Raw genomic sequence first — 22,579 nt, forward strand, 5'->3', positions numbered from 1 at the left:
CCCTCCTGTCAATGCGCCGAAAGAAATGGGGCCCCGCCTCTCGCCCGCCGGAGGAAAAGACGTCTATGGTCGCCCCATGCGTTCTTCCCTGATCTTCGCCGCCTCCGCCCTGCTCGCCATCGCCGCCTGCGGCCCCGGCGAGGCCCAAGACAGCAGCGCCCCGGCCGTAGCCGCCGACGGCGGTCCGGTCGAGACCCGCACCGCCAACGCGCCCGACCAGAAGCCCGCCTTCGCCGGCCAGACGCGCGCGCCGCTGAAGGCCGCCGGCGTCGACTACCAGGTGCAGGTCGTGGCCAAGGGCCTGGACCATCCGTGGGCCATCGCCTTCCTGCCCGACGGTTCGGCCCTGGTGACCGAACGCGCCGGCCGCCTGCGCATCCTGGCCAAGGACGGCAAGCTGTCGCCCGCCGTGACCGGCCTGCCGGCGGTGGACGCCAACGGCCAGGGCGGTCTGCTGGGCCTGGCGATCGATCCGCACTACGCCCACAACGGCCTCGTCTACTGGAGCTACGCCGAGCCCCGCGACGGCGGCAACGGCACGGCCGTGGCGCGCGGCAAGCTGGTCCCTGGCGCAACGCCCAAGCTGGAGAACGTGCAGGTCATCTGGCGCCAGACGCCGACCCTGGCCTCGTCGCTGCACTTTGGCGGACGGCTGGTGTTCGCCCGCGACGGCAACCTGTTCGTCACCACCGGCGAGCGCTCGATCATCGAAGGCCGCATGCAGGCCCAGCGCCTCGACGGCACGCTGGGCAAGGTGGTGCGGATCAAGCCGGACGGCTCGATCCCCGCCGACAATCCCTATGTCGGTCAGGCCGGCGCCAAGCCCGAGATCTGGTCGATCGGCCACCGCAACCTGCAGGCCGCCGCCATCAATCCCAAGACCGGCGAACTGTGGACGGTCGAGCACGGCGCCAAGGGCGGCGACGAGCTGAACATTCCCCGCGCCGGCAAGAACTACGGCTGGCCGTCGATCACCTATGGCGAGGAATATTCCGGCAAGCCGATCGGCGAGGGCATCACCGCCAAGGAAGGCCTGGAGCAGCCGATCTACTACTGGGATCCGGTGATCGCGCCCTCGGGCATGGCCTTTTACCAGGCCGACCTGTTCCCCGCCTGGAAGGGCAGCCTGCTGGTCGGCGCGCTGAAGGAGCACCACATCGCCCGCCTGACGCTGGACGGCGACAAGGTGGTCGGCGAAGAGCGCATCGCCGTCGACTTCGGCGAACGCATCCGCGACGTCGTGGTCGGCCCCGACGGCGCCGTCTGGGCGGTGACCGACGAGGACGACGGCAAGGTGATCCGGATCGCCCCGAAGGGCTGAGGCCCAGCTCTAGTCCACCTCGCGGCGGGCGCGCCAGGCCTTGCGCGCCTCCGACGGCTTGCCCTTGACCAAGGCTCCGGCCGCGAGCCCCGCCAGGAACGAGGCGGTCGGATGGGCCAGGATGATGTCGGCCACGCGCTCCTCGATGGGGGCCTTGCGCTCCTTGGCCTGCTGATTGGACTGGGCCAGCGCCCAGATCGCCACCACCGCTGCGGCGATCGCCGCCACGATGGCGTGGGCCCAAGCCGCGCCGACCAGCGAGGCCAGGAAGGCGAACACCGCCATGGCCCCCGAGATCGCCGCGATCGCCGCGGCCATGACCAGGCCAGCGCCCCGCACCAGGCGCGAAGTCAGCCTGTCGATGAAATCGTCCACCATCGCCCTCTCCGTCGAACAGCCTTCCAGGCTAACGCACGAGGGCGGGTTTGGTGTCAGCCAGCCGACTCAAGCCGGTCGGCGACGGCCTCGCCGATGGCCAGCGAACTGGTCAGGCCCGGGCTCTCGATGCCGAACAGCGCCACCAGCCCCGGAAGGCCATGAGTGTCGGCGCCGCGAAGCTGGAAGTCTGGCTGGGGCTCGTCGGGACCGTGGATCTTGGGGCGCACGCCGGCGTAGTCGGGGCTGAGCGCGCCATCGGGCAGCCCCGGCCAGAACTTGCGGATATAAGCGGCGAAGGCCTTCGCCCTGTCTGGATCCACAGAATAGTCGGGCTCTGGCACGTATTCGAGATCGGGCCCGAACACCGCCTGGCCGCCCATGTCGTTGCGGTAGTGCGTGCCCAGCGCCCCGTGGATCGGCGGCGGATAGACGAGGCGCTGGAACGGCGCCTTGCCGGTCAGCCGGAAATAGACCCCCTTGCCGTAATGGGCGGCGGGGATCTGATCCCGCGGAAAGCCCTCGATGCTCGCCGCCACGCCCTGCGCCGACAGGCCCGGCGCGGTGACCAGCAGGCGGCAGGTCAGGGTCGTCGGCTCGGCGCCGCCGGCCCGTACCGAAAAGCCGCCGCCCTCCAGCGGGCTCGCGCCCTCGAAGGGGGTGGAGACCACCACCGCCCCGCCGGCGGCCTCGATCTCGCCGTGCAGGGCCAGCATGTAGTCGTGGCTGGCGAAGACGCCGCTTTCCGGCGACAGCAGGGCGGCGTGGGCATTGAGACCGGGCTCCAGGGCCTGGGCCTGCGCGCCCGTCAGGCGCTCCATGCCCTCGACTTCGTTGGCCAGGGCCTGGTCCCAGATGGCGTCGAGCCGGGCGATCTCGTCGTCGCTGGTGGCCACCACCAGCTTGCCGCACTTCTTGTAGGCGACCTTGTGGGCGTCGAGGAATTCATAGAGCCGCCGCCGCCCCTGCACGCACAGCCGGGCCTTCAGCGAACCGGTCGGATAGTAGAGCCCGCCGTGGATCACCTCGGAATTGCGCGACGACACGCCCTGGCCGATGTGGCTCTCGGCCTCCAGCACCGCCACGACCAGGCCTCGCCGCGACAGGGCGTAGCCGCAGGCCAGTCCCACGGCGCCCGCGCCCACCACGACGGCGTCGAAATCGAAGTCTGGGATCATCTGATGGTCTTTGGCGATCGCGCGCCGTGGATGACGCGCTCGATGAACACGACCTCCCCGGAAACGCGGTAGAGAATGATGTAGGGCCTGACGGAAAGACCTCGAACGCCCTCGCCATAGTGGGAAACGAGAGGCGCCATTTCAGGCGTCGCCCGCAAGGCCTCCGCGCCTGAGATCAGACGGGCGACAAGGCGCCGCGCCGCCATGGGACGATCGGCGGCGATCCAATCGCCTATGCCGACAAGGTCCAGTTCCGCACGCCGCGAGAACCGTAGACGCTTCAATCCTCGCCCTCGCCATAACGCTGGCGCAGCCTGGCGAACACGGCGTCGGCGTCCTCGTAGTCCTCCTCGGCGATGGACGCAGCGATAGAGCGACGGATGGCCTCGACATCGTCGGCAGTCTCGAACTCCAGACGATCGGCAAAGGCCTGGGCGGCGACGACCACCGCCTCGCCCACACTTTCGAACCGTCCGTTCTCGACGGCTGGACGGAAGCGCTCAGCCAGGGCCGGCGGAATGAAGTGCCTGTCTGGATGTCGAACCGGCTTGTTCATGGATCTCAGCCTAGCACGAACCCGCCTGCCGGCCAGCGCCGACGGCCGTTCGATCGCCGCCTGCGTGAAGGCGTTGAGTCTCTCCTGCAACTTGGCCATAACGACCCAGGGGGTATTTGACCATGATTTCAACCGCACGTTTTCTGGGCCTGGCCGTCAGCCTCGCCCTCGCCGGCTCCGCCATGGCCCAGGCGCCCTCGCCCGGACGCGAGATCGTCGACGGCGTCGTCTGGAAGAGCAAACCCAACGCCAACGACATGGCCAACTACTATCCCTACCGAGCCATGCGCCAGGGCATCGGCGGCTGGGCCCTGCTGCGCTGCCGCGTCTCGGCCGACGGTCGCCTGGAAGCCTGTCGCGCGCCGGCGTCCTTCCCCAAGGACGAGCACTTCGACGACATGGCCCTGAAACTGGCCGACAAGTTCCGCATGGCCCCCGCCACCACAGACGGCCAGCCGGTCGCCGGCGCGATGATCACCATTCCGATCACCCTGGTGACCCCGAGCGGCCACAACAACGTCCAGATCCCCCAGCCGGGGACGGGCGCCATCCTGACTCTGGAGCCCAACGGCCCGGCGCCGTGCATGCTGGAAGGCCAGCCCGCGGCCAAGTGCGCCCTGCACGGCCTGGACTGGAAGGCTTCGCCCACCGTCGGCCTGTACGGCCCGATCGTGGCGGCCATCGGCCCCGAGAACGGCCTGACCCATCTGGAGTGCACGGCCAAGGGCGGCGCGCTGACCGGCTGCCGCGCCATCGGCGAACACCTGACCCAGGCGGGCGGCGAGGCCATGCTGGCGCTGGCCCCGCGCTTCATCCCGCCCGAGCGCGCCAGGGACGGCTCCAAGGTCGAAGGCCAGCAGGTGATCGCCGTCTTCGACTGGCCGGCCCTGAACGCCGCCTACGCGCCGGTCTATCGCGACGCGTCGAAATAGCTCGCCGGGAGGGGGATCACCCCTCCCACTGCTCCCACAGCTTGGCCGCGGTCGCCTTGGCCTTCTCGACCGCGGCTTCCTTGACGTGGCCGTAGCCGCGGATCTCGGAGGGAACCTCCGCCAGCTTGACGGCCAGGGTCCTGTTCTCGGTGCGCAGGCCGGCGGCCAGGCGGTCGAGCGTGACCTCGTAGTCGGCGATCAGGCCGCGCTCCCTCCGGCGCTCCTCGGTCTTGCCGAAGACGTCGAAGGCCCCGCCGCGCAGGCCCTTCATGCGCGCGATCATCGGGAAGGCCAGATCCAGCATCCAGCCGCCGAAGGCGATCTTCTTCGGCTTGCCGTCCTTGCCCTTGGGCGCGATCAGCGGCGGCGACAGCCAGACCTTGGCCTTGCCGCCCTTGAAGGTTCCGGCCAGCTCCTGGGCGAAGCGGCCGTCGGTGTAGAGGCGGGCGACCTCGTACTCGTCCTTGTAGGCCATCAGCTTGTAGAGATTGGTCGCCGCCGCGCGGGTCAGGGGCAACTCGGCCCCCTCGCCCGTCGCCGCGACCTCGGCGTGACGCAGCTTGGCGATGCGTTCGGCGTAGCGGGCGGCGTAATGGGCGTCCTGGTAGGCGACCAGATCCTCGACCCGACGAGCGATCAGGGCGTCCAGCGGCTCGGTCTGCGGCGTGGGGACCTCGACCGGCTTGTCGCCGGCCGCGGCTGGGTCGAAGGCGATCTGGCGGCCCAGCTCGAAGGCCTGCAGGTTGGCCTCGGCGTCCACCCCGTTCAGCTTGATGGCCCGGTAGAGCGCGCGGCTGGAGACCGGGATCACCCCGCGCTGCCAGGCGAAGCCGACCATGATCATGTTGGCGTAGATGGCGTCGCCGAACCGGCTTTCGGCCAGGCGCTGGGCCGGGCAGGCGTCGAAGGCCTTGGCGGCGGCCTTGACCCGGCGAGCCATGGCTCCGCCATCGAACTTGACGTCGCGGCTGGTGACGAAGTCGGCGGTGGGCGCGAAATCGCTGTTGCCGAAGGCCATGGTGCGGTCCTTGGCGTACAGCGCCAGGGCCTCGGGGCTGGCGGCGACCAGCAGGTCGCAGGCGATCAGCACGTCGGCGCTGGCGGCCGGCACGCGCCCACCGACCACCGTCTCCTCGGTCTCGCCGATCTTGACGTGGCTGAACACCGAGCCGCCCTTCTGGGCCAGGCCCGTCATGTCGACCACGCTGCCGGCGCGGCCGTCGACGTGGGCGGCCATGGCCAGGATCGAGGCCACGGTCGTGACCCCGGTGCCGCCGACGCCGGTGAAGATGATCCGGCGCACGCCGTGGAACTCCTCGAACGCCGGCAAGGGCGTGGAGTCCGCCGACAGCGGCGCGGGCTTGGCCTTTTCACCGGCCTTCTCGGCCCCTTCCAGCGTGACGAAGGACGGGCAGAAGCCCTCCAGGCACGAGTAGTCCTGATTGCAGCTGGACTGGTTGATCTTGCGCTTGCGGCCAAAGGCGGTGTCGAGCGGCTCGACCGACACGCAGTTGGACTTCACCGAGCAGTCGCCGCAGCCTTCGCAGACCAGCGGATTGATGAAGACCTTCTGGGTCGCCTTGGCCATGGTCCCGCGCTTGCGACGACGGCGCTTCTCGGTGGCGCAGGTCTGGTCGTAGAGCAGCACCGTGGTCCCGGGGGTGTCGCGCAGCATCTTCTGCACGGTCATCAGCTCGGAACGCGGGAACACCTCGACCCCGGGCGCCAGGTCGGCGACGCCTTCGTAGCGCTTGAGGTCATCCACCACGACCACGGTGCGGGTCACGCCCTCGCTGGCCAGTTGGCGGGTGATCTGTGCGGGGGTGAAGCCGCTTTCGGCGCGCTGCCCCCCAGTCATGGCCACCGCGTCGTTGAACAGCAGCTTGTAGGTGATGTTGGCCCCGGCCGCGACGGCGGCCCGGATGGCGAGGGAGCCGGAGTGGTTGTAGGTGCCGTCGCCCAGGTTCTGGAAGACGTGCTTCTCGGTCGTGAAGGGCGCGGCGCCCACCCACGTCAGGCCCTCGCCGCCCATGTGGGTGTTGAGGTCGGTCGAGGGGTCGTTGAAGCCGGCCATGTAGTGGCAGCCGATGCCCGCCAGCGCCCGGCTGCCTTCCGGCAGCTTGGTCGAGGTGTTGTGCGGGCAGCCCGAGCAGAAGAACGGCTTGCGGGCCTGGTCCGAGGCCAGGCTGACGGCGGCGACGCCGGCGGCCGAGACGCGGTTCAGATAGGCGCGCGCCCGCTCCATGTGCGGCCCGTCGGGCAGGCGGTCGTAGATGGCCAGGGCGATTTCGGCCACCGACAGCGAGCCCAGTTCCGACAGCAGCGGATGGCCCTTCTCGTCGGTCTTGCCGATGATGCGCGGGCGGGCCTGGGCCGGCAGGTCATAAAGCGCCGCCCGAGCCTGGGGCTCGATCAGCGCGCGCTTGTGTTCGATGACCATCAGCGTCTCGAGGCCGGCGGCGAAGGCGCGCAGGCCCAGGGGCTCCAGCGGCCAGGGCATGCCCACCTTGTAGACCGAGACGCCCAGGTCGGCGGCTTCCTGCAGGCTCATGCCCATGGCCGAGAAGGCCTCCAGCACGTCCTTGTAGGCCTGCCCCTGGCACACGATGCCCAGCCGGGCCTTGCCGACGCGAACGTGCGAGGCGCCCAGCACCACGCGGTCGATCTGGTTGGCGCGGGCGAAAGCCAGGGCCGCGGGGATCTTGTGGAGGCGGAGCCGACGCTCCTTCTCCATCGGCTGGTCCTTCAGCCGGATGCCCAGGCCGCCGGGCGGCATGGCGAATTCGGGAATGACGGCCTGGTGACGGCCCAGCGACACGTCGATGGTCACGCCGCTGTCCATGGTGTCGGCGAGAGCGATCAGGCCGGTCCAGAGACCCGAGAACCGCGACATGGCGATGCCGAGAAGGCCGTAGTCGAGCACTTCCTGCACGTCGGCGGGCGACAGCACGGGAATCTCGAAGTCCTGGAAGGCGAACTCCGACTGCGACGGCAGGGTCGAGCTCTTGCAGGCGTGGTCGTCGCCCGCCACCGCCAGCACGCCGCCGGTCGGGAAGGAGCCGGCGAAGTTGGCGTGCTTGAAGACGTCGCCGGTGCGGTCGACGCCCGGCGCCTTGCCGTACCACATGCCGTAGACGCCATCGTGCGTCGCGCCGGGGAAGAGGTTCGCCTGCTGGCTGCCCCAGACGGCCGTGGCGGCCAGGTCTTCGTTGAGGCCTTCCTTGAAGACCACGTCGTGCGCGTCGAGCAGCTTGCGGATGCGCGCGGCCTGCTGGTCGAGGCCGCCCAGCGGCGAGCCCCGATAGCCCGACATGAAGCCGGCGGTGTTCAGGCCGGCGAGTCGATCCAGGCGCTTGCGATCGAGCAGCACACGGAGCAGCGCCTGCACGCCGGTGATGAATGCCCGACCATCTTCGAGCACATATTTGTCGTCGAGCGTGACTTCCGAGTGCCGCATGGCAAAATTTTTCCTCCCGGGTCTTTTCGCCCGTAAGGCAATATCTTATAGAAGCCCGGAAATTGTTTGCCCAAGGCGTGCCCGACTCAGGTGGGCTTTGCGCAAAATCGACGCGTCAAACACCCTCTGGGGGGAGGAATTCTTGTCCGAACAACTCGACGCCGTGGATGCCAAGATCCTGGATCTCATCCAACACGACGCCGGACTGTCCGTCGCCGAGATCGCCGAGCGAGTCGGCCTGTCGTCCAGCCCGTGCTGGCGCCGCATCAAGCGTCTCGAAGACGCCGGCGTCATCCAGCGCCGCGTCACCATCCTGGACCGCGAAAAGCTGGGCCTGGGCTTCGAGGTCTATTGCACCGTGAAGCTGTCGCTGCCGACCAAGGAAAACCTCGAAACCTTCGAGCACGCGGTCGCCAAGTGGGCCGAGGTGGTGCAATGCGCCACCGTGACGGGCGCGGCCGACTACGAGATGCGCATCGTCACCCGCGACATGCACGCCTTCGACGAGTTCCTGCGCGACAAGATCCTGTCGCTGGGCCTGGTCTCGAACATCGAGAGCCGCATCGTCATCCGCGGCGTCAAGAACTCGACGGCCGTGCCGCTGGGTCTGGTCAGCCCCTACGTCAGCCCGCTGGGCTGAGGGCTCGCTTCGAGGGCGGTGGGGGCCGCCCTCGACGAGACCTCTTGCGTCGCCTCTTGCATCGGGGCGCAGAGAGTCCTCCTCTAAGCGACAAGGTCGGGCCGCATCGACCGGGAGGACACGCCCCATGGGCCAGCATCGCGCCGAACACGCGCCGGGCGAAGAGCGCTATCGCACCTTCGCCGACTTCTATCCCTTCTATCTCTCCGAACATCAGAGCCGCACCAGCCGCCGCCTGCACGTGGTGGGCACCAGTCTTGTGATCGTCAGCCTGGTGATGGGCCTGACGATCAGCCCGTGGTTCTTCCTGGCCGCCCCGCTGGTCGGCTACGGCTTCGCCTGGGTCGGACACTTCGTGTTCGAGAAGAACCGCCCGGCCACCTTCACCTATCCCCTCTACAGCCTGATGGGCGACTTCCGGCTGTTCTTCGAGACGGTGGCGGGCCGCCGCCCCTGGTGACGGGCCCCGCCTGAGACGACGATTTCCGATTGGCGCCGCCCTTGCTGGTCAAGCTGGCAAGCGACCCAATTCGAGAAAGCCGCCGCCTCATGTTCCAGAAGAAGAAAGACGCCCCCGCCCCGCTGGCCCTGGAGCCGCTGGCGGCCGCTCCGACGCCCGCCCCCCTGGCCCAGGCCGCCGCCCCGGCTCCGCCGCCGCGTCCCAAGCCCGCCTCGCTGATCGCCCAGGGCCTGACCATCCGCGGCGACGTCTCGGGCGACGGCGAACTGCACCTGGACTGCCTGGTGATCGGCGACATCAAGGTCGGCAAGCTGGTGCTGGGCCCCAACGGCCGCGTGGAAGGCTCGATCGCCGCCCAGGCCGTCGAGATCCACGGCAAGGTCATCGGCGCCGTCGCCGCCCGCCAGGTGCGCCTCTACGGTACGGCCAAGGTCGAGGGCGACATCGCCCACGAGCAACTGGCCATGGAGAGCGGCGCCGACTTCCAGGGCCGCAGCGTCAAGTTCACCCGCCCGGCGCCGCAACCGGCCCCGGCTCCCACCCCTGCTCCGGCCCCGGCCGCAGCTACTTACGCGCCCGCTGCGGGCTGATCCCCTGGCAACCGGCCGGCGCATCCGGGTATTGTTCGAGCAAGGCGGTTCGCCGCCGCGCTTTTCGGGACAGTAGCCGATGACCACCGCCCACCTCGCCCTCCTCCTGGCCGTCCTCGCGGCGGCCGGCTGCTCGCGCAACGACGACAAGGCCGCCGCGCCGGCGGCCGGCGCCGAAGCCTCCTCGGCCAGGAGCGAGGCGGCGCCCGAAGCCGGCGGCGCGCCCCGGCCGCTGCGCGCCGGTCTCTGGAAGACCACCGCCGGCACGCCCAGCGGCGAACAGAGCACCACCCAGTGCATCGGCGAGGGGCACGACCCGGCCGCCGAAGCCGCCAAGGCCGCGCCCTGCGGCAAGCCCGAGGTCACGCCGGTCATCGACGGTTTCACGATCGAACTGACCTGCCGCAAGGACGCCATCACCTACAGCCTGGCCGGCGTGGTGAAGGGCGACTTCCAGACCCGCACCACCACCGACCTCGAAATGAAGGTCCAGGCCTACGGCGCCTCCAAGGTCATGCGGCTGCACAGCCAGAGCGTCTACATCGGCCCGTGCGAGCCGAAGGGCGAAAACAAGGCCGAAACGGCCCCGGCGCCCAAGACCTAGTCATCGCGCCTAGCTCAAACACCTTATGTGGCTCCCGAGCCACAAACGCCGAGCTTCGCAGAGAACATCGCTTTTTTACAGGAACGGCAAGGCTTGTAGGTTCATTGTCATCGCATGGGGGTTCCGTGAGTTCGAGGAGCCGATGACGATGAACGGTCCGCATCTGACCGTCGTGCCGGAAGAAACCGCCGGCGCCGAAGTCTACAACCTGACCCGCGGGCCGGAGACGACGGCCCAGCGCCTGCAACGCCTGCAACAAGAAGCCCGCCAGCTGGCCCGAGAAGAAGTCGAGGCCTTGGAACGGGACCTGATCGCGCTGGGCGAACGCGCCCATCAGATCGCCGAGGGCGGCGAAGCCTATGCCGTAGGTCTGCGGGAGATGGCCTCGCGGCTGTCGTCCGACCTGCCGATGAAGGCCCAGTCGCTGCGCGCCATCCTGGAACGCACGTCTCGCGACTGACCTCGAAAAGAAAACGGCCCGGAAGCCAAGGCTCCGGGCCGTCGAATTCTTGCAGATCGAATGCGGCGGACCTTAGAGGCCCGGCAGCTTGATCTTGCCCTGCTTGTCGCGGCTGATGATGATCGCGCCGCCGCCGGTCAGGGTCTTCAGGCGCGCCTCTTCGGCCGCCGCGTCGACCGGCACCGGAGCCGTGGCGCCGGCTTCCGCCGCCGTCACCGCGCCCGCGGTCTTGTCGTCCTTGCGCCAGAACATGACCTTCTTGGCGAAGCTCTCGTCCTTGTGGGCCAGGTCGCCGTTCTCGTCGTCGACGACGAAGCGGATCAGCGGGTCGGCCTTGTCGACGCCTGCCTTGGAGACCAGCAGCTTTTCACCGTCGGTGCGGTTGGCGGCCATGCTCTGGCCCAGCAGCGCCTGGCGGGCGGCGCTTTCCGGCTGCAGTTCCTGCGGACGCGGCTCGCCGGGCGCCGGCGGGCGCAGGCTGTAGTCGGGCGGAACGACGAGCGGAGCCTTGGTGACGACGCGGAACTCGTCGGGGACCACCTTGCTCATGCCCAGGGCCTTCGAGGCCGACTGGCAGCCGGCCAGACCGGTGGCGGCCACGGCGGCCAGCACGCTCAGGGTCGCAACCCGGTTGAACTTCATGAACCCATGCTCCAGCGGCCGCCCCCGGCGGCCGAAAATCGGACGCCCTCGATACGACATCCGAAGGCGGGCGCCAATGTCCTTCGGATTTGTGGCCTTGCTTGGGCGCTAAGCCCCGGTTTGGCCCCTATTCCGTCTGGTGCGACAGCTTGTTCTCTTCACCGATGAAACTGTCCAGCAACAGGAAAGCGACACCGATCGAGATGCCCGAGTCGGCGACGTTGAACACCCACGGGAAATAGAGTCGCGACACGTCGATGAAGTCGACGACGTAGCCGTAGATCACCCGGTCGATCAGGTTGTTGCCGATCGCCCCGCCGATGATCATGCCCAGGCCCAGCGCCGTCAGCGGCCGCACGGCCTTGCGCGCCCAGACGCCCAGGCCCACCACCACCGCCGCCGAGAACACCGTCAGCAGCCAGCGCCCCCACTCGGCGTGGTCGCGCAGCAGGCCAAAGCTCATGCCGTAGTTATGGACCATGGTCAGCTTGACCGGTCCCAGCAGTGAGGCGCTGGAGCCCTGGGCCGAACCCAGGAGGCCCAGCACCCAGAGCTTGGAGATCTGGTCGAGCACCACCGTGGCGGCGGCGACGGCGTAGGCGGTCCAGCCCAGGCGGGTGATCTTCAAGGTCGTCTCCAGAACTAGTCCACCTCTCCCATAGGGAGAGGAAGGGGCCCGACGCGAAGCGTTGGGAAGGTGAGGGGTTTCAGCGGCAACCGTTTTACCCCCTCACCCTCCCACGCCTGCGGCGCGGGCCCCTCCCTCTCCCCTTGGGAGAGGTTTTAATTTTGACGCGCCGCGTCCCAGAAGGCCACGGCGTCGGCGTCGCGAAGGCTAAGCTCCGGATAGCGGGGGTCGGTTCCCACTTCCGGCAGGATGCGCCAGGAGCGGGCGCACTTGGCGCCTTCGGCCTTGACCGGATCCACCGACACGCCCTTGACCTCGTCGATCGTGAAGGCGCCGCCCTCGCCGGCGACCAGGGTCGCGGCGCTGGTGCGGAACACCTCGGCGGTGTCCAGGCCCTCGAAAGCGGCCAGCAGGTCCGCGTCGGCGACGTGGACGACCGGCGCGGCCTCAAGGGCCGAACCGATGCGCTTTTCGCGGCGCTCGACTTCCAGGGCGCCGGTGACGACGCCCGTGACGGTCCCGACCTTGGCCCAGCGCGCGGCCTCGGCCTGGTTTTCCCATTCCGCCGGGGTTTCCGGGATGGCGCGCAGGGTCACCGGGCCGGCGTCGGGGAAGCGGGTCGTCCAGGCCTCTTCCATCGTGAAGCTGGCCAGCGGGGCCAGCCAGATGGTCAGGCGGTCGAACACCAGGTCCAGCACCGTGCGGTAGGCGCGACGCTTGAGGGCGTCGGGACGGTCGCAATAGAGGCTGTCGCGGCGGACGTCGAAATAGAGAGCCGACAGGTCGCCCTGGCAGAACTCGACCAGCGGGCGGATCACGTCCGAGAAGCGGTAGCTCTCGTAGGCGGCCTTCACCTGGCTATCCAGCTCCCACAGGCGGTGCAGGATGAACTTCTCCAGCGGCGGGAAGTCGGCGTAGTCGGTGACCCGCTCTTCCTCGGTGAAGCCGGCCAGCGCGCCCAGCAAGTAGCGCATGGTGTTGCGCAGCTTGCGATAGGCGTCGGTCGTGGTGGCCAGGATCGTCTTGCCGATGCGCTGGTCTTCCGAATAGTCGACCATCGCCGCCCAGAGACGCAGGATCTCGGCGCCGGACTCCTTGGTGATCGTCTGGGGCTCGACCGTGTTGCCCTTCGACTTGCTCATCTTCTCGCCGTTCTCGTCCATGGTGAAGCCATGGGTCAGGACGGCCTTGTAGGGCGCGCGGCCGCGCGAGCCGCAGCCTTCGAGAAGCGACGACTGGAACCAGCCGCGGTGCTGGTCGGAGCCTTCCAGATAGAGGTCGGCCGGCCAGGCGCTGTCGTCGCGGCCCTCGATGGTGAAGGCGTGGGTGCAGCCGCTGTCGAACCAGACGTCGAGGATGTCGACGACCTTCTCGTACTGGGCCGGGTCGTGGGCGCCCAGGAAGTCGGCGTCGGGACGGGTGAACCAGGCGTCGGCCCCGCCTTCCTTGATGGCGGCCAGGATGCGGGCGTTGACCTCGGCGTCGACCAGCGGGTGGCCGGTGTGCTTGTCGACGAACATCGCCAGCGGCGTGCCCCAGTTGCGCTGGCGGCTGATCAGCCAGTCGGGACGGGTCTCAACCATCGAGCCGATGCGGTTGCGACCGGCGTCGGGGTGGAAGGCGGTGTCGGCGATGGCCTGGACGGCCGTCTCGCGCAGGGTCTTGCCGCCCAGCGCCTCGACCTCGTGGTCCATGCGGATGAACCACTGCGGGGTGTTGCGGAAGATCACCGGGGCCTTGGAGCGCCAGCTGTGCGGATAGCTGTGCTCGACGCGGCCGCGGGCCAAGAGATTGCCGGCCTCGATCAGCTTTTCCATGACCGCGCCGTTGGCCGGACCGAACTTGCCGATCTTCTTGCCCTCGGTCTCCAGCACCTTGAGGCCGGCGAACAGGGCCACCGACGGATAGTAGGCGCCGTCGGGATCGACGGTGTCGGGGATCTCGCGATGACCGTGGGCCAGCCAGACCTGATAGTCGTCGGCGCCGTGGCCCGGGGCGGTGTGCACGAAGCCCGTGCCGGCGTCGTCGGTGACGTGGTCGCCGGCCAGCAGCGGCACGGCGAAGCCGTAGTGGCTGTCCAGATCCGCCAGCGGGTGGGCCAGGACCATGCCTTCGCAGTCGACGCTCTCGACCTTCTCGAACTCAGCCACCTTGGCGGCCTTGAACACGTCGCCGGCCAGCTTCTCGGCGATGATCAGGCGATCGCCCGGCTTGGCCCAGGGTTCGAACTCCAGGCCTTCCTCCAGAGCTTTCACCTCGAAGACGGCGTAGGGGATGTCGGGGTTGTAGGAGACCGCGCGGTTGGCCGGGATGGTCCAGGGCGTGGTGGTCCAGATCACCAGCTTGGCGCCCTGGGTGGCGTCAGAGCCCTCGACGACCGGGAACTTCACCCAGATCGTGGGCGAGACGTGGTCGTGGTACTCGATCTCGGCGTCGGCCAGGGCCGTGCGCTCGACCGGGCTCCACATCACCGGCTTGGAACCGCGATAGAGCTGGCCGCTCGAGGCGAAGCGGTGGAATTCCTCGACGATCTTGGCTTCCGAGGTGAAGTCCATGGTGGCGTAGCGGTTCCACCAGTCGCCCAACACGCCCAGGCGCTGGAACTCGACCTTCTGGGCCTCGATCCAGCCGGCGGCGTAGGCGCGGCATTCGCGGCGGAACTCCTCGGCAGGGACCTCGTCCTTGCGGCGGCCCTTGGCGCGGAACTGTTCCTCGATCTTCCACTCGATCGGCAGGCCGTGGCAGTCCCAGCCCGGCACGTAGTCGACGTCGTAGCCCAGCGCGAAGCGCGAGCGGACGACGAAGTCCTTGAGGATCTTGTTCAGCGCGTGGCCGATGTGGATCGCGCCGTTGGCGTAGGGCGGGCCGTCGTGCAGCACGAACAGCGGCGCGCCGGCGTCCTGGCGGGCCTTGCGGACGGCGCCGTAGAGGCCCTTGTCGGAGAGGGCCGCCCAGCCCTCCAGGATCTCGGGCTCCTTCTTGGGCAGGCCCGCGCGCATCGGGAACGGGGTGTCGGGAAGGAAAACGGTTTCGCGGTAGTCGCGGGCGGGCGCGGCGTCGTCGGCCATGGGAGGGCTATCCAGCTCTGGAATGTCGGAAGAAAGGCGGGTGAACCCGGCGCGCGCTGGAGGTCTCGTCCGGCGGCGTCACGCCGGGCGGATAATTCGCGCGATCTTCCGAACGGAACTCATGGAGGCAGGGGATAGCAGAGCGGCGTCCGCCCGCAAAGGGTGAAGCCGCAAAAGGAAACGGCCGCCTCGGTTTCCCGAGGCGGCCGTTCCATAAGCGATCGGAGGAAGGATCAGCCCAGCTTGGCCAGTTCTTCTTCGCTGATGTCGGCGCTGGAGTAGACGTTCTGGACGTCGTCGTCCTCGTCGAGCGCGTCGAGCAGCTTCATCAGGGTGGCCACGGCGTCGCCAGTGACCTCGTTCAGCAGCTTGGCCTTCCAGACGATCTTGGTCGAGGAGGCTTCGCCGAACTTGGCTTCCAGCGCCGAGGAAACCTCGTTGAGGTCCTCGAAGGCGGTGTAGACGGTGTGGCCGCCTTCTTCGCCCATGTCGCTCTCGACGTCCTGGGCGCCGGCCTCGATGGCGGCTTCCATCATGTCGTCTTCGCTGGCCTTGGCCGCCGGATACTCGATCTGGCCCAGGCGGTCGAAGTTGAAGGTCACCGAGCCGGTGGCGCCCAGGCTGCCGCCGTACTTGGTGAACAGCGAGCGGACGTTCGACGCCGCGCGGTTCTTGTTGTCGGTCAGCACCTCGACGATCACGCCCACGCCGCCGGGGCCCATGCCCTCGTAGCGGATCTCGGTGTAGTCGCCGGCGTCGCCCATCTGCGACTTCTTGATGGCGCGCTCGATGACGTCCTTGGGCAGGCTCTCGGCCTTGGCGTTGTTCACGGCCAGGCGCAGGCGCGGGTTCATGGCCGGGTCGGGCAGGCCCGTCTTGGCCGCCACGGTGATTTCGCGCGACAGCTTGGAGAACAGCTTGGAGCGCGCGGCGTCGGCGCGGCCCTTGCGGTGCATGATGTTCTTGAATTTCGAGTGGCCGGCCATTCGGAGGCTCTTCTCTGATCTGACGATGAAATGGGTTGGCGGGGCTTCTACCGCCTGGAGGCGTGTGTTGTCACCCCAGGCGGCGCTCGCGACTTCCCATTCCACCGTCAATTCAGGGTCAGGGACCCGATCAGGCGACCTTCAGCTCCACCACCACGTTGCCGCGGGTGGCCTTGGAGTACGGGCACACCTGGTGGGCCTTGTGCAGCAGGTCCTCGGCCACCGCACGGTCGACCTCGGGGGCGTTCAGCGTCAGGCGCACGCCGATGTGGAAGCTGACCTCGTCCTTGATCAGATCAACCTCGCTGTCGAGGCTGTGCTCGCCCAGCTTGACGCTCTGGTTACGGGCCACCAGGCCCAGCGCGCCGAGGAAGCAGGCCGCGTAGCCCGCCGCGAACAGTTGCTCGGGATTGGTGCCCTCGCCGTTGCCGCCCAGCGACTTGGGATAGCCCAGTTGGACGTCCAGGTGGCCGTCGTCGGTCTTGGCGGTTCCCTGGCGCCCGCCCACGGCGTGGGCCTTGGCGGTATAGACGGTGGCGTCGGTCATGGAGGGCTCCTGTGCTTGCCTCGGCGAGAGGTTGGCCAGGGACCATGACGGATGCAAGCGGGAGTGGATTGAACGTCCTTGATCCCTCTCCCGAGGGGGAGAGGGATCCCAGGATCTAAACCTGCGGCACGCTCTGGCTCAGCCGGCCGCCGACGCGGATCGGCTCGACGCGCACCGCAAGACCCGTGCGGTCGTCGGTCTCGACGAACACGCCGCAGACCGTGGCCGGGCCGCTGGCCGGCTGGTAGCGGCCGCCGCTGATCTTGGTGGTGAAGCGCCGCAGGGGCTCTTCCTTCTGGTTGCCGATGACGCTGTCGTAGTCGGCGCAGGCGCCGGCGTCGGTCTGGTAGGCGGTGCCGCCGGTCAGGATCTGGCAGTCGGCGGTCGGCACGTGGGTGTGGGTGCCCACCACCAGGCTGGCGCGGCCGTCGCAGTAGTGGCCCATGGCCATCTTCTCGGACGTCGCCTCGCAGTGCATGTCGACGATCACCGCGTCGGCCACCTGGCCCAGCGGCGCCTTGTCGAGCTCGCGGTCGGCGGCGGCGAACGGATCGTCCATGGCGTCCATGTGCACCCGGCCCAGCAGGTTCACCACGAACACGGTCTTGCCGCTGTCCGTCTGGAAGAGGTGGCTGCCGCGCCCGGGGGCGTCGGACAGGATCGGGTAGTTGGCCGGACGGATCAGGCGCGGCTCGCGCACGATGTAGGTCAGCGCCTCGCGCTGGTCCCAGCTGTGGTTGCCCAGCGTCAGGCAGTCGGCCCCGGCGTCGAACAGCTCGCGGGCGGTGTTCTCGGTGATGCCGAAGCCGGCGGCGGCGTTCTCGGCGTTGATGATGACGAACTCGAGGCCCAATTGGCGACGGAGGCCCGGCAGGTGGTCGGCCAGGCCGTCGCGGCCCGACTTGCCGACGACGTCGCCGAAGAAAGCAAAACGCATGATCGATCAGTCCTTTCGGACCTCGATATACTCGTTTTCGGTCAAGATCGCGTCCAATCGTTGATCGTGCCGCTCGTCGGGCAGGCCGTGGGTCTCCTGGCCCTGGTAGGCGAGGCCGACGACGAACACCGACTTGCGCCCGCGCAGGGCTTCCAGCGCCCGGTCGTAATAGCCCCCGCCCTGCCCCAAGCGCCGCCCCTCGCGGTCCCAGGCCAGCAAGGGCGCGACCACCAGGTCAGGCTGGACGACGGGGTTGTGGGCGACCGGCGCGACCAGGCCGATGGCGTCACGGGCCAAGGGCTCGCCGGGCGTCCAGGCGCGGAAGACCATCCGCCCGCCCTTGCCGTGCGGATCGGCGCCCTCGACGCTTGGCAGGGCCAGGCTCCAGCCCTCCCCGGCCAGCCAGTCGGCCAGGGCGCGGGCCGAAACCTCGGATCCCAGGCCGTGATAGAGCGCGGCGATCTTGCCTTGCGGGTGGGGAAAGCGCGCCGACAGCGGTTCGCGCGCCACGTCCACCGCCATCCAGTCGGCCTCGGGGTGCTCAAGGGCCAGCTGCTTGCGGCGGTTGCGCACGAAGACGCGCAGGGCGGTCTTGGCGGCGGCGGGGTCGGCGATGGTCATCGCGACCTTCTAGCCGAAGGACGGGGATGAAGGGAAAGGGTGGCGGCGCCGCGAAGAACCGTGAAGACGTTTCAATCCACTCGAACCTGTTAGTTACAGGTGGGCCCCGTGTTCCCGCAGCCACGGCCACGGGAGGGAACAGGTCCCGATAGAGAGATTAAGGTCCCTGGGAATAGAAATCTTCGACGAGAGCCGCAGCACGACCCGCCGCTGGACAAGATAGGGGGTCGTGGGCTCTGGGGAAAGCCCCAGGTGCAAAGAGTCGCGGATGGTATGCAGGCTTCACACCAGCTGTTAGACTCGCCTCATGCCCGTCGTCAGTAAGCGCACCGTCAGTCTCCCAAGTGAACAGGCCGACTATATCGACGGCTTGGTCTCGTCGGGAGCCTATGCCTCGGCAAGCGAAGTGGTGCGCGCCGGCGTGCGAGCGCTCCAGGAGCGCGACGCCGCCGTCGAGCGCTGGCTTCGTGAGGATGTCGCTCCGGTCTATGATGCGATGCAGGCCAATCCCGAGCGAGCGATCCCCGCGGAGGACGTTTTCGCAGCGATCCGTGCGCTCCACGCCGAACACCTGAAAAAGCCGAAGGCGTGAACAGGGCGGTCGTCTTCTCGCCCGAAGCAAGGGACGACTTGATCGCACTCTACATCCACATCGCGAGCACAACAGGACCGAACACCGGGCTGGGCTACATCGAGAGAATAGAAGATCGCTGCAGGGGACTAGCTGCGTTTCCGCAACAAGGGACGCTGAGAGACGATTTGCGCCCCGGTTTGCGCATCCTCGGCTTTGAAAGACGCGTGGCGATCACTTTCCATCACGACGACGTCAAGGTGACGATCGATCGGATCTTCTACGGCGGCCAGGATGTCGGCTCCGCCTTCGATTGATTACCCCGCCGCCAGCTTCTCGATGCGCTCGGCCGCGGCGTCGATGGCCTTGATGGCGCGGATCTCGACGCGGGTCTGCTCGTTCTGCAGGCGGGCCAGTTCCGACTGGTTGTGGGCCAGGCGCAGCTTCAGGTCCGACAGCTCGTCGGCCAGCAGCAGGGCGCCCATCAGGAACAGGCGGGTCTCGCCCAACTGGCCGACCTCCTGGCTGACCTGGCGGACCTGGCGGTCGAACAGGCGCGCGATCTCCAGCAGGTGGGCCTCCTGGCCGTCTTCGCAGCCCACGCTGTAGGGGCGGCCGTTCACGTGGATGGTCAGTTGCGCCATGGGCTCAGGCCTTCGCGGGCGGGTCGGGGTCGAACGGCGGGTCGTCCTCGTCGTACAACGCTTCGGGATCGTCTTCGGCTTCGTCGGCGAAATCGGCGGGCGCGGCGCCCTCCTCTTCGTCGTCATGGACGCCCTCGCCGATCAGGCTCTCGTCGCCCAGGGCGGCGCGGATCTCGGCGATGGCGCGGCCCAGGGCCTCGCTGGCCTGCTCGCCGGCCTCCTCCAGGGCGCGCTCGCGGACGCGGGCGGCCTCCAGGTCGGCGGCCAGCTGGGCGGCCTTCTCGACCACGGCGGCGTCGGCCGCGGCCGGAGCGGCGGCGAACAGGTCGCCGGCCGCCGGCTGGGCGGCAGCCTGCGCTCGCTCGGCCCGTTCGGCGGCGATCTTCTGCTCCAGGTTCGCGACGGCGCGCTCAAGCCGGCGCGCGGCCAGGTCGAGGGCGCTTCCTTCGCCCGGGGTCATCGGCAAGTTCCCATCATGCGGCGCAACATATAGATCGTCGCCGACTTCGCCAGCCGGCGTGACCACAATTGGGCGATGTAACGAGCGTCACAACAATAGCTAATGTGTTGTGAGCGTTCCTGGGCTTGACTTCGCCGCTTTCGACCGCGAAACCCCCTGCAAAATCAAGGAACGCCGCTCGCTTCCGAGCGGGTCCGATCGTGAGGAGAAAGACCACATGGCCCTTCGCGTCGCCATCAACGGCTTCGGCCGCATCGGCCGCCTCGTGCTGCGCTCCATCGCCGAGCACGGCCGCCGTGACATCGAGGTGGTGGCGATCAACGATCTGGGCCCGGTCGAGACCAACGCGCACCTGCTGCGCTACGACAGCGTGCATGGCCGCTTCCCCGGCGTCGTGACCTCGGGCGAAGACTGGATCGACGTCGGCGCCGGCAAGATCAAGGTCACCGCGATCCGCAACCCCGAAGAGCTGCCGCACGCCGAACTGGGCGTCGACATCGCCTTCGAGTGCACCGGCATCTTCACCGCCCGCGACAAGGCCGCCCTGCACCTGAAGGCCGGCGCCAAGCGCGTGCTCGTGTCGGCTCCCGCCGACGGCGCCGACAAGACCATCGTCTACAAGGTCAACCACGAGACCCTGACCGCCGACGACATCGTCGTCTCGAACGGTTCGTGCACCACCAACGCCCTCGCCCCGGTCGCCAAGGTCCTGCACGACCTGTTCGGCATCGAGCGCGGCTACATGACCACGATCCACAGCTACACCGGCGACCAGCCGACGCTGGACACCATGCACAAGGACCTCTACCGCGCCCGCGCCGCGGCCCTGTCCATGATCCCGACCTCGACCGGCGCCGCCAAGGCCCTGGGCCTGGTCCTGCCGGAACTGAAGGGCAAGCTGGACGGTTCGTCGATCCGCGTCCCGACCCCGAACGTCTCGGTCATCGACCTGAAGGTCGTCGCCGGCCGCGAGACCTCGATCGCCGAGATCAACGCCGCGCTGCAGGCCGCCGCCGACGGTCCGATGAAGGGCGTCCTGGCCACGACCACCGACCCGCTGGTCTCGACCGACCTCAACCACATCGCCGCCAGCTCGACGGCCGCCCTGCCTCAGACGCAAGTCATCGAAGGCAAGCTGGCCCGCGTGCTCAGCTGGTACGACAACGAGTGGGGCTTCGCGACCCGCATGAGCGACACCGCTCTGGAAATGGCGAAGTTCCTCTAAGATGAAACGCTGGCCCGCCATCGCCGCCTTGGGAGTGATGGCGTGGCCAGTGTCTTCTTTGATCGGCAAAGCGTTCGTAAGCATTGTCGAATCCTGGAAGTACGCCCCCCCGGCCTCCTGCAGCCACGATCCCGCCACCGGCCTCAGAAGCCATTGCCTCACGCCGATCACGGCCGTGTCCCCGGCGATGGTCATGCCGCTCATCGGCATCGTTCTCTTGATCGCCGGACTTTGGTGGGTCGGCTGGTTCTACCAGGCCCGTTCAGCCCGCCGCCGCGCCGACAACCCGTCGGCGCTGCCTGCTTCCAGCCTTTTCCTCGCCCTGTGGTTTGTCGGCGCAACGGCGCTGTGCACCGCCTGGGCGGCGCATACTCACACCTTCATGTAGGCTCACGCACCATGACCTTCCGCACCCTCGACACCGCCGATCTCGCCGGCAAGCGCGCCCTGGTCCGGGTGGACTTCAACGTGCCCGTCGACGGCGGCAAGGTGGCCGACGACACCCGCCTGCGCGCGGCCCTGCCGACCATCGCCTTCCTGTCCAAGGCCGGCGCCAAGGTCGTGCTGCTGGCCCACTTCGATCGCCCCAAGGGCAAGGTCGTGCCGGAAATGAGCCTCGGCTTCGTCGCCGAACCGCTGAGCAAGCTGCTGGAGCAGCCGGTGGCCTTCGCTTCGGACTGCATCGGCCCGGAAGCCGCCAAGGTCGTCGACGGCCTGGAGAACGGCGGCGTGGCCCTGCTGGAGAACGTCCGCTTCCACGCCGGCGAGGAAAAGAACGACGCCGAGTTCGCCAAGGCCCTGGCCGCCAACGGCGACGTCTACGTCAACGACGCCTTCAGCGCCGCCCACCGCGCCCACGCCTCGACCGAGGGCTTGGCCAAGCTGCTGCCGGCCTATCCGGGCCTGGCCATGCAGCGCGAGCTGGAAGCCCTGGACGCGGCTCTCGGCAACCCCAAGAAGCCGGTGATCGGCATCGTCGGCGGCTCCAAGGTCTCGACCAAGCTCGACCTGCTCAACAATCTCGTCGCCAAGCTCGACCGTCTGGCCATCGGCGGCGGCATGGCCAACACCTTCCTGTTCGCCCAGGGCCACGACGTCGGCGGCTCGCTCTGCGAGAAGGACCTGGCCGACACCGCCCGCGAGATCATCGCCAAGGCCGAGAAGGCCGGCTGCGAACTGCTGCTGCCGGTCGACGTGGTCGTCGCCAAGAAGGTCGCCCCGGGCGTCGAGACCGCCGTGCGCGGCCTGTCGGACGTGCAGGCCGACGACCTGATCCTCGACGCGGGCCCGCAGAGCGCCAAGAAGCTGCTGGCGGCCATGGACCAGAGCGTCACCTTGATCTGGAACGGCCCGCTGGGCGTGTTCGAGGTGCAACCTTTCGACGAAGCGACCGTTTCGGCGGCGAAACACGCCGCGTCTCTCGCGAAATCGGGTAAGATCGTGGCGGTCGCGGGCGGCGGTGATACCGTCGCGGCGTTGAACCACGCGGGCGTGTCGGCCGACTTCACCTTCGTCTCGACGGCGGGCGGCGCGTTCCTGGAATGGATGGAGGGCAAGACGCTTCCGGGCGTCGCGGCTCTCGAAGCCTAAAGGGAGGATCCCGGCGAGCCCACGGCGGCCACGGGACCATCGATCAAGTCGGAACGCCCCGCCCCGAGCCTTTCGGGGCGCGGGCCT

27 protein-coding genes and 1 other RNA gene are annotated in these 22,579 nt (G+C 68.5%); 12 read left to right on the forward strand and 16 right to left on the reverse strand.

The window, feature by feature from the left end; all coding sequences use genetic code 11:
- Positions 1-76: 76 nt before the first annotated feature.
- Positions 77-1,321 (forward strand): PQQ-dependent sugar dehydrogenase, encoded by a 1,245-nt coding sequence (locus G5B46_RS08315; RefSeq protein WP_165257687.1) that lies wholly within the window; start codon positions 77-79, stop codon positions 1,319-1,321.
- 9 nt (positions 1,322-1,330) lie between these two features.
- Here G5B46_RS08315 and G5B46_RS08320 read toward each other — a convergent pair whose 3' ends face one another.
- The 4 genes from G5B46_RS08320 to G5B46_RS08335 are packed head-to-tail and all read right to left on the reverse strand — an operon-like array spanning position 1,331 to position 3,529.
- Entirely contained in the window at positions 1,331-1,699 is a 369-nt protein-coding gene (locus tag G5B46_RS08320; RefSeq protein WP_101719401.1) for a hypothetical protein, read from the reverse strand.
- 53 nt (positions 1,700-1,752) lie between these two features.
- Positions 1,753-2,871 (reverse strand): NAD(P)/FAD-dependent oxidoreductase, encoded by a 1,119-nt coding sequence (locus tag G5B46_RS08325; protein ID WP_165258337.1) that lies wholly within the window; start codon positions 2,869-2,871, stop codon positions 1,753-1,755.
- Positions 2,871-3,158, reverse strand: coding sequence for a type II toxin-antitoxin system RelE/ParE family toxin (locus tag G5B46_RS08330; protein WP_165257688.1), 288 nt, complete (start codon positions 3,156-3,158; stop codon positions 2,871-2,873). Before G5B46_RS08330 ends, G5B46_RS08325 begins: the two co-directional genes overlap by 1 nt.
- Entirely contained in the window at positions 3,155-3,529 is a 375-nt protein-coding gene (locus tag G5B46_RS08335; RefSeq protein WP_165257690.1) for a hypothetical protein, read from the reverse strand. Before G5B46_RS08335 ends, G5B46_RS08330 begins: the two co-directional genes overlap by 4 nt.
- Positions 3,530-3,552: 23 nt before the next feature.
- On the opposite strand from G5B46_RS08335, the gene G5B46_RS08340 reads away from it, so the two are divergent.
- Positions 3,553-4,362, forward strand: a complete 810-nt coding sequence (locus tag G5B46_RS08340) for an energy transducer TonB (protein ID WP_165257692.1) — start codon at positions 3,553-3,555, stop codon at positions 4,360-4,362.
- A 16-nt stretch (positions 4,363-4,378) separates the two neighbouring features.
- On the opposite strand, the gene G5B46_RS08345 is transcribed toward G5B46_RS08340, so the two are convergent.
- Positions 4,379-7,819 (reverse strand): indolepyruvate ferredoxin oxidoreductase family protein, encoded by a 3,441-nt coding sequence (locus G5B46_RS08345; protein WP_165257694.1) that lies wholly within the window; start codon positions 7,817-7,819, stop codon positions 4,379-4,381.
- Between the two features lie 142 nt (positions 7,820-7,961).
- Here G5B46_RS08345 and G5B46_RS08350 point away from each other — a divergent pair, with 142 nt between their 5' ends.
- The 5 genes from G5B46_RS08350 to G5B46_RS08370 all read left to right on the forward strand — a co-directional run bounded on the left by G5B46_RS08350 (position 7,962) and on the right by G5B46_RS08370 (position 10,573).
- Positions 7,962-8,459, forward strand: a complete 498-nt coding sequence (locus G5B46_RS08350) for an Lrp/AsnC family transcriptional regulator (protein WP_058348122.1) — start codon at positions 7,962-7,964, stop codon at positions 8,457-8,459.
- Positions 8,460-8,586: 127 nt separating this feature from the next.
- The gene (locus G5B46_RS08355) at positions 8,587-8,919 is read left to right on the forward strand and encodes an Mpo1-like protein (protein WP_165257695.1); all 333 of its coding nucleotides are present in this window, start codon (positions 8,587-8,589) and stop codon (positions 8,917-8,919) included.
- An 89-nt stretch (positions 8,920-9,008) separates the two neighbouring features.
- The gene (locus G5B46_RS08360) at positions 9,009-9,509 is read left to right on the forward strand and encodes a polymer-forming cytoskeletal protein (RefSeq protein ID WP_165257697.1); all 501 of its coding nucleotides are present in this window, start codon (positions 9,009-9,011) and stop codon (positions 9,507-9,509) included.
- 79 nt (positions 9,510-9,588) lie between these two features.
- Positions 9,589-10,113, forward strand: coding sequence for a DUF3617 family protein (locus G5B46_RS08365; RefSeq protein ID WP_165257698.1), 525 nt, complete (start codon positions 9,589-9,591; stop codon positions 10,111-10,113).
- 148 nt (positions 10,114-10,261) lie between these two features.
- Positions 10,262-10,573 (forward strand): hypothetical protein, encoded by a 312-nt coding sequence (locus tag G5B46_RS08370; RefSeq protein ID WP_165257700.1) that lies wholly within the window; start codon positions 10,262-10,264, stop codon positions 10,571-10,573.
- 72 nt (positions 10,574-10,645) lie between these two features.
- On the opposite strand, the gene G5B46_RS08375 is transcribed toward G5B46_RS08370, so the two are convergent.
- From G5B46_RS08375 to ssrS, 9 genes are all read right to left on the reverse strand, one after another.
- Positions 10,646-11,215, reverse strand: coding sequence for a DUF3035 domain-containing protein (locus G5B46_RS08375; protein ID WP_165257702.1), 570 nt, complete (start codon positions 11,213-11,215; stop codon positions 10,646-10,648).
- A gap of 127 nt (positions 11,216-11,342) precedes the next feature.
- Positions 11,343-11,855 carry a signal peptidase II gene (lspA, locus tag G5B46_RS08380; protein WP_240903420.1) on the reverse strand — a complete coding sequence of 171 codons (513 nt, stop codon included), beginning with the start codon at positions 11,853-11,855 and terminating at the stop codon, positions 11,343-11,345.
- A gap of 143 nt (positions 11,856-11,998) precedes the next feature.
- Positions 11,999-14,911 carry an isoleucine--tRNA ligase gene (gene ileS / locus G5B46_RS08385; protein ID WP_165257705.1) on the reverse strand — a complete coding sequence of 971 codons (2,913 nt, stop codon included), beginning with the start codon at positions 14,909-14,911 and terminating at the stop codon, positions 11,999-12,001.
- Between the two features lie 78 nt (positions 14,912-14,989).
- Positions 14,990-15,034 (reverse strand): hypothetical protein, encoded by a 45-nt coding sequence (locus tag G5B46_RS24185; protein ID WP_199228414.1) that lies wholly within the window; start codon positions 15,032-15,034, stop codon positions 14,990-14,992.
- 110 nt (positions 15,035-15,144) lie between these two features.
- Positions 15,145-15,897 carry a YebC/PmpR family DNA-binding transcriptional regulator gene (locus tag G5B46_RS08390; protein WP_165257707.1) on the reverse strand — a complete coding sequence of 251 codons (753 nt, stop codon included), beginning with the start codon at positions 15,895-15,897 and terminating at the stop codon, positions 15,145-15,147.
- Positions 15,898-16,027: 130 nt separating this feature from the next.
- Positions 16,028-16,444 carry an organic hydroperoxide resistance protein gene (locus tag G5B46_RS08395; RefSeq protein ID WP_165257709.1) on the reverse strand — a complete coding sequence of 139 codons (417 nt, stop codon included), beginning with the start codon at positions 16,442-16,444 and terminating at the stop codon, positions 16,028-16,030.
- Between the two features lie 115 nt (positions 16,445-16,559).
- Positions 16,560-17,381, reverse strand: coding sequence for a YmdB family metallophosphoesterase (locus G5B46_RS08400; protein WP_165257711.1), 822 nt, complete (start codon positions 17,379-17,381; stop codon positions 16,560-16,562).
- 6 nt (positions 17,382-17,387) lie between these two features.
- Positions 17,388-18,002 (reverse strand): 5-formyltetrahydrofolate cyclo-ligase, encoded by a 615-nt coding sequence (locus G5B46_RS08405; RefSeq protein WP_165257713.1) that lies wholly within the window; start codon positions 18,000-18,002, stop codon positions 17,388-17,390.
- A gap of 41 nt (positions 18,003-18,043) precedes the next feature.
- Positions 18,044-18,206, reverse strand: a non-coding RNA gene (gene ssrS / locus G5B46_RS08410) — 6S RNA.
- A gap of 103 nt (positions 18,207-18,309) precedes the next feature.
- On the opposite strand from ssrS, the gene G5B46_RS08415 reads away from it, so the two are divergent.
- On the forward strand, positions 18,310-18,594 hold the full coding sequence (locus tag G5B46_RS08415; protein ID WP_165257715.1) for a type II toxin-antitoxin system ParD family antitoxin: 285 nt from the start codon (positions 18,310-18,312) through the stop codon (positions 18,592-18,594).
- The gene (locus tag G5B46_RS08420; RefSeq protein ID WP_165257717.1) at positions 18,591-18,890 is read left to right on the forward strand and encodes a type II toxin-antitoxin system RelE/ParE family toxin; all 300 of its coding nucleotides are present in this window, start codon (positions 18,591-18,593) and stop codon (positions 18,888-18,890) included. The genes G5B46_RS08415 and G5B46_RS08420 overlap by 4 nt, the downstream gene beginning before the upstream one ends.
- On the opposite strand, the gene G5B46_RS08425 is transcribed toward G5B46_RS08420, so the two are convergent.
- Together G5B46_RS08425 and G5B46_RS08430 are read right to left on the reverse strand one after the other, a co-directional pair.
- On the reverse strand, positions 18,891-19,217 hold the full coding sequence (locus G5B46_RS08425) for a cell division protein ZapA (protein WP_058348093.1): 327 nt from the start codon (positions 19,215-19,217) through the stop codon (positions 18,891-18,893).
- A gap of 4 nt (positions 19,218-19,221) precedes the next feature.
- Positions 19,222-19,677, reverse strand: a complete 456-nt coding sequence (locus tag G5B46_RS08430; protein ID WP_165257719.1) for a hypothetical protein — start codon at positions 19,675-19,677, stop codon at positions 19,222-19,224.
- A gap of 217 nt (positions 19,678-19,894) precedes the next feature.
- On the opposite strand from G5B46_RS08430, the gene gap reads away from it, so the two are divergent.
- The 3 genes from gap to G5B46_RS08445 are packed head-to-tail and all read left to right on the forward strand — an operon-like array spanning position 19,895 to position 22,492.
- Positions 19,895-20,902 carry a type I glyceraldehyde-3-phosphate dehydrogenase gene (gap, locus tag G5B46_RS08435; RefSeq protein ID WP_165257721.1) on the forward strand — a complete coding sequence of 336 codons (1,008 nt, stop codon included), beginning with the start codon at positions 19,895-19,897 and terminating at the stop codon, positions 20,900-20,902.
- Between the two features lies 1 nt (position 20,903).
- A complete protein-coding gene (locus G5B46_RS08440; RefSeq protein WP_165257723.1) occupies positions 20,904-21,290 on the forward strand; it encodes a hypothetical protein in 387 nt (128 codons plus the stop codon).
- An 11-nt stretch (positions 21,291-21,301) separates the two neighbouring features.
- A complete protein-coding gene (locus tag G5B46_RS08445; protein WP_165257725.1) occupies positions 21,302-22,492 on the forward strand; it encodes a phosphoglycerate kinase in 1,191 nt (396 codons plus the stop codon).
- Positions 22,493-22,579: the final 87 nt, after the last annotated feature.

Origin of the sequence: Caulobacter sp. 602-2 (assembly GCF_011043625.1) — a bacterium.
Taxonomy (GTDB): domain Bacteria; phylum Pseudomonadota; class Alphaproteobacteria; order Caulobacterales; family Caulobacteraceae; genus Caulobacter.

Coding starts and splice junctions, on each gene's coding strand:
- G5B46_RS08315 (WP_165257687.1), top strand. CDS start 77: ATGCGTTCTTCCCTGATCTTCGCCGCCTCCGCCCTGCTCGCCATCGCC.
- G5B46_RS08320 (WP_101719401.1), bottom strand. CDS start 1,699: ATGGTGGACGATTTCATCGACAGGCTGACTTCGCGCCTGGTGCGGGGC.
- G5B46_RS08335 (WP_165257690.1), bottom strand. CDS start 3,529: ATGGCCAAGTTGCAGGAGAGACTCAACGCCTTCACGCAGGCGGCGATC.
- G5B46_RS08340 (WP_165257692.1), top strand. CDS start 3,553: ATGATTTCAACCGCACGTTTTCTGGGCCTGGCCGTCAGCCTCGCCCTC.
- G5B46_RS08345 (WP_165257694.1), bottom strand. CDS start 7,819: ATGCGGCACTCGGAAGTCACGCTCGACGACAAATATGTGCTCGAAGAT.
- G5B46_RS08355 (WP_165257695.1), top strand. CDS start 8,587: ATGGGCCAGCATCGCGCCGAACACGCGCCGGGCGAAGAGCGCTATCGC.
- G5B46_RS08360 (WP_165257697.1), top strand. CDS start 9,009: ATGTTCCAGAAGAAGAAAGACGCCCCCGCCCCGCTGGCCCTGGAGCCG.
- G5B46_RS08365 (WP_165257698.1), top strand. CDS start 9,589: ATGACCACCGCCCACCTCGCCCTCCTCCTGGCCGTCCTCGCGGCGGCC.
- G5B46_RS08370 (WP_165257700.1), top strand. CDS start 10,262: ATGAACGGTCCGCATCTGACCGTCGTGCCGGAAGAAACCGCCGGCGCC.
- G5B46_RS08375 (WP_165257702.1), bottom strand. CDS start 11,215: ATGAAGTTCAACCGGGTTGCGACCCTGAGCGTGCTGGCCGCCGTGGCC.
- ileS (WP_165257705.1), bottom strand. CDS start 14,911: ATGGCCGACGACGCCGCGCCCGCCCGCGACTACCGCGAAACCGTTTTC.
- G5B46_RS08390 (WP_165257707.1), bottom strand. CDS start 15,897: ATGGCCGGCCACTCGAAATTCAAGAACATCATGCACCGCAAGGGCCGC.
- G5B46_RS08395 (WP_165257709.1), bottom strand. CDS start 16,444: ATGACCGACGCCACCGTCTATACCGCCAAGGCCCACGCCGTGGGCGGG.
- G5B46_RS08400 (WP_165257711.1), bottom strand. CDS start 17,381: ATGCGTTTTGCTTTCTTCGGCGACGTCGTCGGCAAGTCGGGCCGCGAC.
- G5B46_RS08405 (WP_165257713.1), bottom strand. CDS start 18,002: ATGACCATCGCCGACCCCGCCGCCGCCAAGACCGCCCTGCGCGTCTTC.
- G5B46_RS08415 (WP_165257715.1), top strand. CDS start 18,310: ATGCCCGTCGTCAGTAAGCGCACCGTCAGTCTCCCAAGTGAACAGGCC.
- G5B46_RS08425 (WP_058348093.1), bottom strand. CDS start 19,217: ATGGCGCAACTGACCATCCACGTGAACGGCCGCCCCTACAGCGTGGGC.
- G5B46_RS08430 (WP_165257719.1), bottom strand. CDS start 19,677: ATGACCCCGGGCGAAGGAAGCGCCCTCGACCTGGCCGCGCGCCGGCTT.
- gap (WP_165257721.1), top strand. CDS start 19,895: ATGGCCCTTCGCGTCGCCATCAACGGCTTCGGCCGCATCGGCCGCCTC.
- G5B46_RS08440 (WP_165257723.1), top strand. CDS start 20,904: ATGAAACGCTGGCCCGCCATCGCCGCCTTGGGAGTGATGGCGTGGCCA.
- G5B46_RS08445 (WP_165257725.1), top strand. CDS start 21,302: ATGACCTTCCGCACCCTCGACACCGCCGATCTCGCCGGCAAGCGCGCC.